The sequence below is a fragment of the Clostridium polyendosporum genome (assembly GCF_018332455.1).
Classification (GTDB): domain Bacteria; phylum Bacillota; class Clostridia; order Clostridiales; family Clostridiaceae; genus Clostridium_AY; species Clostridium_AY polyendosporum.
In genome coordinates, this window is the sequence record NZ_BOPZ01000051.1 from 1 (window position 1) to 10,403 (window position 10,403).

7 protein-coding genes, 15 tRNA genes, 3 rRNA genes and 1 pseudogene are annotated in these 10,403 nt (G+C 34.7%); 22 read left to right on the top strand and 4 right to left on the bottom strand.

The genetic code is table 11. From position 1 onward, the window contains the following. The 18 genes from CPJCM30710_RS16945 to CPJCM30710_RS17030 all read left to right on the top strand — a co-directional run. Window positions 1-76, top strand: a 23S ribosomal RNA gene (locus tag CPJCM30710_RS16945); the annotation flags it as partial. Window positions 77-191: 115 nt separating this feature from the next. Continuing rightward, window positions 192-309: ribosomal RNA gene (gene rrf / locus CPJCM30710_RS16950) — 5S ribosomal RNA — on the top strand. 28 nt (window positions 310-337) lie between these two features. Next, window positions 338-412, top strand: a tRNA-Asn gene (locus CPJCM30710_RS16955). A 54-nt stretch (window positions 413-466) separates the two neighbouring features. Beyond that, window positions 467-584: ribosomal RNA gene (gene rrf, locus CPJCM30710_RS16960) — 5S ribosomal RNA — on the top strand. Between the two features lie 6 nt (window positions 585-590). Continuing rightward, window positions 591-665, top strand: a tRNA-Glu gene (locus tag CPJCM30710_RS16965). Window positions 666-672: 7 nt separating this feature from the next. Continuing rightward, window positions 673-748: transfer RNA gene (locus CPJCM30710_RS16970), tRNA-Val, on the top strand. Window positions 749-776: 28 nt separating this feature from the next. After that, window positions 777-851: transfer RNA gene (locus CPJCM30710_RS16975), tRNA-Thr, on the top strand. 4 nt (window positions 852-855) lie between these two features. Then, a tRNA-Tyr gene (locus tag CPJCM30710_RS16980) sits at window positions 856-941 on the top strand. 7 nt (window positions 942-948) lie between these two features. Next, window positions 949-1,024: transfer RNA gene (locus tag CPJCM30710_RS16985), tRNA-Val, on the top strand. Window positions 1,025-1,032: 8 nt separating this feature from the next. After that, window positions 1,033-1,109 (top strand) — tRNA-Asp (locus CPJCM30710_RS16990). A 21-nt stretch (window positions 1,110-1,130) separates the two neighbouring features. Further along, a tRNA-Leu gene (locus CPJCM30710_RS16995) sits at window positions 1,131-1,214 on the top strand. Window positions 1,215-1,230: 16 nt separating this feature from the next. Then, window positions 1,231-1,307: transfer RNA gene (locus CPJCM30710_RS17000), tRNA-Arg, on the top strand. A 5-nt stretch (window positions 1,308-1,312) separates the two neighbouring features. Continuing rightward, window positions 1,313-1,388, top strand: a tRNA-Pro gene (locus CPJCM30710_RS17005). 3 nt (window positions 1,389-1,391) lie between these two features. Next, window positions 1,392-1,465, top strand: a tRNA-Gly gene (locus tag CPJCM30710_RS17010). 11 nt (window positions 1,466-1,476) lie between these two features. Then, window positions 1,477-1,553: transfer RNA gene (locus CPJCM30710_RS17015), tRNA-Arg, on the top strand. A gap of 6 nt (window positions 1,554-1,559) precedes the next feature. Continuing rightward, window positions 1,560-1,635: transfer RNA gene (locus tag CPJCM30710_RS17020), tRNA-His, on the top strand. Window positions 1,636-1,640: 5 nt separating this feature from the next. Next, window positions 1,641-1,715 (top strand) — tRNA-Gln (locus tag CPJCM30710_RS17025). 5 nt (window positions 1,716-1,720) lie between these two features. Beyond that, window positions 1,721-1,796, top strand: a tRNA-Lys gene (locus CPJCM30710_RS17030). Window positions 1,797-2,001: 205 nt separating this feature from the next. Here CPJCM30710_RS17030 and CPJCM30710_RS17035 read toward each other — a convergent pair. After that, on the bottom strand, window positions 2,002-2,673 hold the full coding sequence (locus CPJCM30710_RS17035) for a cysteine hydrolase (RefSeq protein ID WP_212905340.1): 672 nt from the start codon (window positions 2,671-2,673) through the stop codon (window positions 2,002-2,004). Between the two features lie 260 nt (window positions 2,674-2,933). Here CPJCM30710_RS17035 and CPJCM30710_RS17945 point away from each other — a divergent pair. From CPJCM30710_RS17945 to CPJCM30710_RS17950, 3 genes and pseudogenes are all read left to right on the top strand, one after another. After that, window positions 2,934-3,228: pseudogene (locus CPJCM30710_RS17945) on the top strand (IS1595 family transposase); the annotation flags it as partial. A gap of 130 nt (window positions 3,229-3,358) precedes the next feature. Further along, entirely contained in the window at window positions 3,359-3,799 is a 441-nt protein-coding gene (locus CPJCM30710_RS17040) for a YiiD C-terminal domain-containing protein (protein WP_212905341.1), read from the top strand. Between the two features lie 392 nt (window positions 3,800-4,191). Next, entirely contained in the window at window positions 4,192-4,872 is a 681-nt protein-coding gene (locus tag CPJCM30710_RS17950) for a peroxiredoxin (RefSeq protein ID WP_246503578.1), read from the top strand. A 356-nt stretch (window positions 4,873-5,228) separates the two neighbouring features. On the opposite strand, the gene CPJCM30710_RS17055 is transcribed toward CPJCM30710_RS17950, so the two are convergent. Both CPJCM30710_RS17055 and CPJCM30710_RS17060 read right to left on the bottom strand, forming a co-directional pair. Then, entirely contained in the window at window positions 5,229-5,876 is a 648-nt protein-coding gene (locus CPJCM30710_RS17055) for a cupin domain-containing protein (protein WP_212905344.1), read from the bottom strand. Between the two features lie 285 nt (window positions 5,877-6,161). After that, window positions 6,162-7,109 (bottom strand): hypothetical protein, encoded by a 948-nt coding sequence (locus CPJCM30710_RS17060; protein WP_212905345.1) that lies wholly within the window; start codon window positions 7,107-7,109, stop codon window positions 6,162-6,164. A 317-nt stretch (window positions 7,110-7,426) separates the two neighbouring features. Here CPJCM30710_RS17060 and CPJCM30710_RS17065 point away from each other — a divergent pair, with 317 nt between their 5' ends. Further along, on the top strand, window positions 7,427-8,092 hold the full coding sequence (locus CPJCM30710_RS17065; protein WP_212905346.1) for a CPBP family glutamic-type intramembrane protease: 666 nt from the start codon (window positions 7,427-7,429) through the stop codon (window positions 8,090-8,092). Between the two features lie 215 nt (window positions 8,093-8,307). On the opposite strand, the gene CPJCM30710_RS17070 is transcribed toward CPJCM30710_RS17065, so the two are convergent. Continuing rightward, window positions 8,308-9,348, bottom strand: coding sequence for a L,D-transpeptidase family protein (locus CPJCM30710_RS17070; protein WP_212905347.1), 1,041 nt, complete (start codon window positions 9,346-9,348; stop codon window positions 8,308-8,310). Between the last annotated feature and the right edge of the window lie 1,055 nt (window positions 9,349-10,403).

The window sequence follows — 10,403 nt, forward strand, 5'->3', positions numbered from 1 at the left end:
AAGGTTGATAGGTCAGAGGTGTAAGCATGGTAACATGTTGAGCTGACTGATACTAATAGGTCGAGGGCTTGACCAATAAAAAAGGCTAAAACTTATGTGCAATTTTGATGGAATAAAATTTCATCAAAAATTTCAACTTTTTGTGTACAAGTAGTATAGAAAAGCAATGAATGAATTAATAGGAAATTTCATCTAGTGATGATGCTTTTAGAGGATACACCCGTTCCCATACCGAACACGATGGTTAAGCTCTAAGAGGCTGATGGTACTGCATGGGAGACTGTGTGGGAGAGTAGGAGGTTGCTAGGTATCCTTTGAAAATCAAAGGACACAATGTTCCGCGGTAGCTCAATGGTGGAGCACTCGGCTGTTAACCGATAGGTTGGAGGTTCGAGCCCTCTCCGCGGAGCCATTTTATAAAAGAAGTATTGACTCAATAGTGTCAACATAATAAATGTAATTTTCATCTGGTAATGATGCTTTTAGAGGATACACCCGTTCCCATACCGAACACGATGGTTAAGCTTTAAGAGGCCGATGGTACTGCACGGGAGACTGTGTGGGAGAGTAGGAGGTTGCCAGGTTAATATGGCTCCTTGGTCAAGCGGTCAAGACACCACCCTTTCACGGTGGTAACAGGGGTTCGATTCCCCTAGGAGTCACCATTGTTTTGGGCGCATAGCTCAGCTGGGAGAGCATCTGCCTTACAAGCAGAGGGTCACAGGTTCGATCCCTGTTGTGCCCACCACTTAAAATAAAAAACAAAAGAATAATATGCTGGCATGGCTCAACGGTAGAGCAGCTGACTTGTAATCAGCAGGTTGTAGGTTCGATTCCTATTGCCAGCTCCAATATGGAGGAGTTCCCGAGTGGCCAAAGGGGGCAGACTGTAAATCTGTTATCAGACGATTTCAGTGGTTCGAATCCACTCTCCTCCACCATTGTTTTGGGCGCATAGCTCAGCTGGGAGAGCATCTGCCTTACAAGCAGAGGGTCACAGGTTCGATCCCTGTTGTGCCCACCAAAATATATGGCTCAGTAGCTCAGTTGGTTAGAGTGCCGGCCTGTCACGCCGGAGGTCGAGGGTTCGAGCCCCTTCTGAGTCGCCAATTTAATAAAATTTAAAACATGCAGGTGTGGCGGAATTGGCAGACGCACTAGACTTAGGATCTAGCGCCTATGGCGTGGGGGTTCGACTCCCTTCACCTGCACCATTAAAAATAATAATATGTGTCTTTAGCTCAGCTGGATAGAGCAACGGCCTTCTAAGCCGTAGGCCAGGGGTTCGAATCCCTTAAGACACACCATATATCGGGGTGTGGCGCAGATGGGAGCGCGCGTGGTTTGGGACCATGAGGTCGCAGGTTCAATCCCTGTCACCCCGACCACCTGCGGGTGTAGCTCAATGGTAGAGCTCTAGCCTTCCAAGCTAGCTACGAGGGTTCGATTCCCTTCACCCGCTCCATTAAATAATATGTGTCTTTAGCTCAGCTGGATAGAGCAACGGCCTTCTAAGCCGTAGGCCAGGGGTTCGAATCCCTTAAGACACACCATATATGGTGGACGTAGTTCAGTTGGTAGAGCACCAGATTGTGGCTCTGGTTGTCGTGGGTTCAAATCCCATCGTTCACCCCATATATTGGGATGTCGCCAAGCGGTAAGGCACCAGACTTTGACTCTGGTACGCGTAGGTTCGAATCCTGCCATCCCAGCCAAATTTGATTCACTAGCTCAGTCGGTAGAGCACATGACTTTTAATCATGGTGTCCGGGGTTCGATTCCCCGGTGAGTCACCAAAACCTTTCCTTTTTAGGAAAGGTTTTTTTGTTTGCTTAATAAAATTAATATTAATATTTCCAACGACCGTTACATCCAGATGAAGTAAACTTGATATTCATAACCGCCTATAAGTGGATTAAACAGCTGCTTACAGGCGGTTATGTTTTTTTTGATAGGTTGTGAATAGCTCCACCAAGAATATAAATCTTAGGATTAGTAAACTTATAGTTGCAAGAAGCTAATTAAATTACCTTTTGTTAAGACTGCCCGATTTCTAGTTCCAGGAGCATTGAGCATATGCCATGCAGTGTATTGTTCGGCATAAGGATTATCAGCAGACATGCAGTCAACGGGAATAACAACATTGAAACCGCGGAAGGCAGCACTAGTAGATGTGTGAAGGACTGCACCATTGGCGGCATAACCAGTAATTATAACAGTTTTAATACCTTTTTGCTGTAATACTTCTTCTAAATTGGTTTTATAGAACTTATCTACGCTTGATTTCACAATAGGATCACCTGAGGAAGGCGCTAACTGCCTGGCAATATCCTGAGGATTTCCCATAGGTATAAGGCTATAGACAACTAGCATGCCACTTTTGCGGGCTTTAGTCAATAAATTATAAATACTAGGGATAGAGGATATACAGCGAGAGCTTTTACATATAGAGGTCTCCATATCTAATATTAAAAGTGCGGCGTTTTTTGGATCAACTGTTACTGATTTGAGTTCAGGTGCAGGAGGGATGGGGATGGTATTCCATTTATCGATGATTGTTTGATCTGCTACTTCAGCCCTCATGTGCCCAGGAGGTAAGTATCCACTATAGTTAAGATTACCATCGTTGGAGTATCTAAACCATTGACTATAAATAGGACAAAAATATATCACATTAATCCTCCTAGTATGCTTTTATATCGCTATATACTATGAGATAGATAAAAGAAAGTGACTGCAAATCTAAAGTTAGAGGTATTCATAAGAATAGTAGATATTTCTTTGTACTGTTTCAAGTGTTTTTTTCATAATATTACACATCTTTTTAGAACAGAGTCTTAAAAATAAATTAATGTTGTTATTATGATTTATTGTGGTAACTTTTAAATTATAATAATATATTAAAATGATTTTCGTAAAACAGAGGGTTTATTGCAATAGATATGTCCTTAGACCACAAGAAAATTAAAAGAGGTAAGTATAAAGAAGGGTTTATATCATATACAACACATCAACGCTCTACACAGCAATTTGAAGAAATGGATTGGTAGGTTTAATGGTGTTGCCACTAAGTATATCTCTAATTATATGTACTGGTTTAAACGGCTTCAATTATTTAGTGCAGAAAAAGAAACGATAAGAACTAAAAATTTTATCGTTCAAAGTAATATACCTTATTCTTATACTAAGATAACTGAATTCAAAGAAAGACAACCGATATTTGTGTAGCAACATACATTTTATTGTAATTATGTTACAATAAGTATATAATATTAGGATTGCAAATGAACAATTGTTAAATATTCTGATGTGTTTAAAATTAATAAAAACTATTGATAAGGAAACATGGGGGGTTAACATGGATAAAAATGAATTTGAGCAATTATTACATCAACTAATACCAATTACAAAAGCAATGGAATTTAGTGTTATAGAGTTCACACCATCAAAAGTAGGAATCTCAGCGAAGTTAGAACCAAATATAAATCATAAATCAACAGCATTTGGGGGAAGTATAAATTCTCTAATGACTGTTTGTGGTTGGGCAATGATGTTTGCAAATATTAAGGGAATAGACCCAGATGCTCATATTGTAATCCAAAAAAGTAATATAAATTACTTAGTACCTATTAAAGAAGATTTTATTGCAGAGTGCGAGTTAACAGATGAAGAGAGTAAAAGAAAATTCCTACAAATGTATACTAAATATAAAAAAGGGAGATTAAAACTCAACGTGTCTTGTTATAATCAAGATACTTTATTAGCAGAATATGAGGGACAATACGTTGCATTTAAATAAAAACATAAGTAAGTTGCAATTTTCTTAAAAAGCGAATAAGAGGGTGAGTTTACATTCACCCTCTTATTTTATATAATATTTCAACATTGTATTAAAACAGAGCCATTATTTAAAAGAAGACCTTACCTTAAATACCTATGTCTCAGAGGTTACGAAAGGAGTGGCTGAGAGTAGGTTCTCTAGAGGTAAGGTCTGTCTATGCCACAGTTGATAATCCCTTTGCAGGAAGGGTTATCTGCGGACATTGCGGTAGCACCTTTCTAAATAATAGCAATAAAAATATACATCCAAATTAGCATGCATATTTTATAATATTCTTTTTGTTAAGACGGTGTGCATTTCGGTTTTAAAATGCATAGTATGATACAGAACGAATTTTTTAGGAGGAAGTAATGAAATATCATTATCAACAGCTTCCATATTATTGTTGGTATAATTCTATACCATATTTTCATCAAGATAGAAGTGAAAGAGAGAGTTCAACAGAAAGATTGACAGATGCGTCACGCAATTGCCTTAAAATTGGGGACTTAGCTCCTGATTTAAGTTTAGAAGGTGTTCTTGGAGGTGAAAGAACCAAGATAAATCTTAGCGAGCAAAGAGGGAGATGGACGGTAGTATTTTTTTATGCCTCTGACTTTACATTTGTTTGACCTATAGAGCTTGCAGCAGTTGCTGCTAAAATGAATGAATTTAAAAGATTAAATACAGTAATATTTGGTATAAGCACTGATAGCATATATTCACACAAAATATTTACACAAGTTTCACCATCAGGTAGAAAAATCAATTTTCCTCTTTTATCGGATAGATCACAGGAAGTGTCAAAAAAATATGGTGTTTTAAATGAGAAAGAAGGATTCACCTACAGAGCTACTTTTATAATAGATCCGGAAGGAGTCATTCAAGCAATATTTATTAATCCACCTTCTGTTGGAAGAAACATTGATGAGATTATAAGAGTTGTTGAAGCACTGCAATACAACAAAAAGACTAATCTTGCAATTCCCCCAAATTGGAAAAGTGGAGAACCAGGCATAGAAAGAGATTGGAACATGGTAGGTAAATATTAGAATAATTTTAAAAAGTAATATAGCTTATATATCCTATTAATGCAATGTTGACAGTAGAAAGTTTGTTAGGATATATAAGCTATTTTTAGTAAAACTTTAGTGCTCTTTGAAAAGCTTGTAGGTGAGGTTATTTAAACTAATAGATGAGGTATATTGCGTAAAACTACAAACTTATGTATTCCCCGATCCCTTTGTTTTATGGGGTACATCTGTAACGATATTCTTTTTTCCTTCGCTCATTGAATTCTTTCTTCTTGCCATAGAAAACAGCCTCCTATGATAATTTGATTTTACCATAGAAAGCTATTTTTAAAGACTTTTTTTCACAGTCACTTTTGATATTAATGGCCGTAGTTCTATTCAGCAGCTTCTGCAATTGCTTTAGTTGCATGAACTGTACCTAGTGGATGCTGAGGTGGCGCATAAATAGAGTACAATTTAAGTGGTTTATTACCTGTATTGATTATATTGTGCCATTTACCAGCAGGTATGATGAACGCAAAATCATCATAGACTTTTTCTTGAAAATCCAACTTATCTTTTCTATCACCCATTTTAACAAGTCCTTGACCTTCTTCAATACGTATGAATTGATCAATATCGGGATGAATCTCTAAACCTATGTCTTCCCCAACATTGATGCTCATCAAGGTAAGTTGCAAATGGCTACCTGTCCATAAAACGGTACGAAAAGCATCGTTTTGCTTAGTAGCCTCCTCAATATTAACTACAAACGGTTCTGGTCCATAATCCATCAATTGAATTATACAACCATCCTTTGGAGATTCCCAAAAATCAAATCTTGAATCATACTCCATTTCACTAGTAAAAGGAATATGCTGATTAGTAAACTGATTCGAAAAGTATGGGTTATACATCGGTGTATTAGCGCAGTAAGGACATGGATACGCTCTATAAGCGTTATACATAACATCTGAGTTATACCTTGGTGTGTTTACGCAATAAGGACATGGATATGGATATGTTTCATAATCATTATACATATTGCTCATTCCTTTCATAGACTTATAAAATTATCATATGTTCTATGTTTATAGAATGTGCTTTGATTTACAGGAATTCTATGCTCCAAAGGTCATAACACTTAAATTAGAAAATACATGAATTTCACGTACACAAAACTACAAAAAGCCAAGAGAGTTCTCTTGACTTTTCTAATTCTATTTTAGGCTCTGTTAAAGAATAATGTTTATAAAACGATAATTTTTAAGGGAAGTTCATTTTGATGTCCATTAATGCATATTTTAAGAAAAAGAAGTTACATGGTCTTAATTATTTATAGACCTAATCACTACCTTTTTAGTACCATCTTCAAGCATTGTCTTGCTAATCCACATATTGTATCGGTTATCACCAAACATTACCCCTCGCCAATTTGCAAACATATATTTTGTAAAAGCATTACTAATTATTTGTTTAAAATCGGGATAAAAAATTTTATCATAATTATTAATGAAATCTTCTTTGTTTTGTATGCTTGTGGCTTTTCCATCAATGTTTACAGTAATAGGATAATGTATTAATTCAGCCAACTGCTTTTTATCATTCTTTAACACGCAATTTTGAATATTGGTAACAAAAGCCTCTGTTTCTTGGTCGCTGGTTGTTCCTAATGCCGAAGCATATCTTTTACCATACTCTGCTCCTGGAAGAGCTGTTGAAAGCGACAATACGAACGGATAACTTTTTTTGTTGTCAGGGCTCATCCATGTACCTTTTATTTTATCAACAGTAGTCATTGTTCCTTTGAAAATACCTGTATTCTTCCCAGCCTCATTATATTCATATAATACAATATCTTTTTCCCCTGCTTTCCCTTTTAACTGAAGTTCTATTCTCTTGCTGTCATAAAAGTAACCACCAACTATATCCTTATCTAATGGATAAAGGCTCATATGAATCGGTATATTGTTGTTTATAGTCCCTTGATAATCATAATAACCTTTTTCAAATTGACTTTTGGTAGTATCTATGTTTTCAAGTAAATTGGAATTTGTATTGCTATTAGTGTCTTTAGCACTTTCAGAAGTATTTTCTGGCTGTGGCTGAGATTGCTGATTATCACTTGATGAAGCATCTTCAGCTACAGTATCATTAGTAGGCTTCTTTTCAGATGAAGTATTTTCAGTTACGGTATTATTAACAGGTTTCTTTTCATCTGAGCATCCTGTTAGTATTATGGCTAGTGTAATCATAATTACTATTATTTTTTTCACTTTTAATCCTCCTATATGATATTATTTTTTATTAACATACTTCATAAAGTTTTTACTACAATAATTGTAAATACATTTATGTACTATTTCATGCATTATGTCTTTATTTCATTAATCTTGCATAACTATTTATCTATAAATAATATATTCATCCTTATAAAGATATAAGTCGTACTTTATAAATAAATAGTAATTTCAATATTTCGATTTTCACTATAAAAATCCTCTTTTCTTAAAGCTTTGTTTAAAAATAGTGTTGAATATCATAATATTTTATTTATGTACTCGGTATTTGTGAGTTATGGGGAGATGGTAGAATGAGGAGAGTGGGGCCGTTTATACTACCGTTATTTAGAAGTGCTTTATTTATTATGGTCGAAGTGTTATTTGCAATGTTAACCAACCAGTCATTGGAACAAGTAAGTCAATGGTGGTCTATAATATGTACTGTTTGCAATATTATTACTATTGTTTTATTAATGATTATTTGTAAAAGTGAAGGTACTACATATAAGAAACTAATTTGTTATCAAAGTGGCCAACACAATCTGAAATACACATTGTTGATTGTTGTACTAATGCTTTCATTGGGAATTGGAGGAATGTATGGATTTGGATTTATGGTTTATGGCTATGTGCCTGTAACAATGGTTCAACCCATTCCTATTTGGCTTGCAGCAATAAATGTTATACTTTTACCTTTAACCATAGTATTTGCTGAACTACCTTTATATTTTGGATATTCACTAAATGGAATTGAAAAAATTACAGACAATAAAATACTATCAATTGTATATCCAACGTTTTTCTATGCTTTGCAGCATAGTTTCATCCCCCTACTATATGATTGGAAACATATCTTGCTTAGATTTCTGTCATTCTTGCCTTTAGTGTTAGTACTAGGAATTATTTATTGTAAAAAGAGAGAACTCGGATCGTTGATGATTGGTCATGCTATTCTGGATTTAGCAACAGGTACCTAAATTTTAATGACTTCTATATCCCCTGCATTATTTGAGATGATGAAAGTAGTGAACAAGTAGTAAGTTCAGAAAATAGGCATTTTGGAGATTTTAATTATTTCTATTCCTGGGCTTATCGCATAATTCTTATTTTACGAACGAAAGGAACCCCATTACATTAGGGTTCCTTTTAATAATGTTATAATACCAACGCTATTCTTAAGCATAGCCTTATTTTAAATTATCTTTACTGTCGTGTTTGTGGGGATTATATTGTATATGTATTTAGCATCTTCGATAGATAATCTGACACAACCAGCCGAAACAGCTTGCCCCAATCTACCATCAGTAATATTTCCATTCTTATCTAATGGGACAGAATGGAACAAATAGTTACCCTTTATTTGAGTAAAATAATTAACATAGATATCTTCATTTTTATGGCGTATTCTTAGGCTGGTATCCTTTGCACCTGTAGTTGCGAAGATTCCTTTTATTGTAGGGTTTGTTGGAGCCCCTGTAGAACATACAAGCTCTTTTATTTGGCTCCATGAACCATTAGTTTTGTGATAGACATATACTCTTTCTTTGTTTGTGTCTACCTTAACATAGTAGTTTGTTTTTGAACTTAAGTTTAGTGTCTGTTTTGTTGCTTTTTGAGCAGCAGAACTAACTTTCTGCTGTGAAGCTGCCTCTATAATGGCATTTGCTGTTGAAGCATTAACAATACCATTTTTTCTAAGGTCATGTTTTCCTTGGAAGTCCTTAACGGCATTTTGTGTAACAACTCCAAAGTAGCCTGTTTCTGGAATATTATATCCAAGGCTATTTAAAACTACCTGGATACTCTTAACTACTGGGTTTGTACACCCATAGCTAACAGTTTCCAACGTGTTGATAGATTGTAGTGTTTCTTGCTTATTAAATACTGTTAAATCTTCCATCATAACTGCTGCTGTTTTGCTGTCAACGGTTCCAGTAGGTTTAATACCGTGTTGATTTTGAAAACTCTTTACAGCACTTGCTGTACGAGCACCAAATTTTCCTGTTACAGGTACATCATATCCCAACTTCCCAAGAACACTTTGAATGCTCTTTACTACTTTATGGTTAGAACCGTAACCAATAGATTTGTTGTTAGCAAAATGTTGATGAACATACTCAACAGCTTCTTTTGTATGAACACTATTTAATTCAGCTGCATGAGCAGTATGTCCACTATATGCTAATGCACCTAAAATTGATAATGCAGCTACCAAGTTCCTTGTTTTTTTCATAACTGACTCACTCCTTAGTTCTTTTGCTTATTATTTTTTTATCTCTCTTTTAATAAATAATATAGATAAAATTACCAAAAATCAACTTTTTTGTAGTATTAGATAAAAGTTTGACATTAAAGTAGTAAAATACAATCTCATTATTGAAGATTTCGGGGTAGCATTAACAGTAGGTAATATTCCTTTCACATGACTTATTGATTTATTAGCGCCACTTTCATTGATTTGAAAAACGTAAAACAGAGAACAAAAAGTGTAATAAGTGTATTTCCAATATAAGGAGTTAAGATACCTGGATCCTCCATAGGTAAGGCAAACATACTATAATCTTTGAGTATGCACATGCCATAAATAGTGGAGAGGATGCAGCCCCTGTGGTTAGAAAGATGTTTACACATGTAGACTTTGTATATGAATATTTGAAACTAAATTAGTTATATATTATCAATAAAAGGGAAGAGTTATAATTTTTGAAAAGTTATCTTTATAGTGAAGAAAGGAATAATATTAGGTACTATCATACTTATATTAATATTTTTTGTTCTTCTATTTTTGATTATAGTTATTTTAATATATTGATAGATGCTTTAATTCGCACTAAGTTTAGTTATAGTAATCATATCTTTCGTATAAATCTACCTAGCGTGTCACTACTAGGATGATTGACAATAAGTGAGCAAAAAAGATAAATATCGAGATATTTTGATAATACGATATAAAAGCACTTTTTTGTTATTAGTTTATGTGATAAGATAGTTGATGTCGCTGCGGTGAGCAAGCGGCAGAGAGGTCAACAACAAAGTGTTGACAACAGCTTTAGATGTGATAAGATATCACTTGTCGATTCAACTCGGCAAACTAAAAGTAGTTTCTCTATAGATGTCAATTGAACTTTAAAAATTATAAAAAAAGTTGTTGACAGAGAAACGAAAAGCTGATAACATAGTCAAGCAGTCAGTTGATGACATGCAAAAATAACTTGGTCTTTGAAAATTAAACAGAGGAAATTAAGTACAGCAATTCTTTTGAGAGCATAGAGATTAAACTTTTAAATT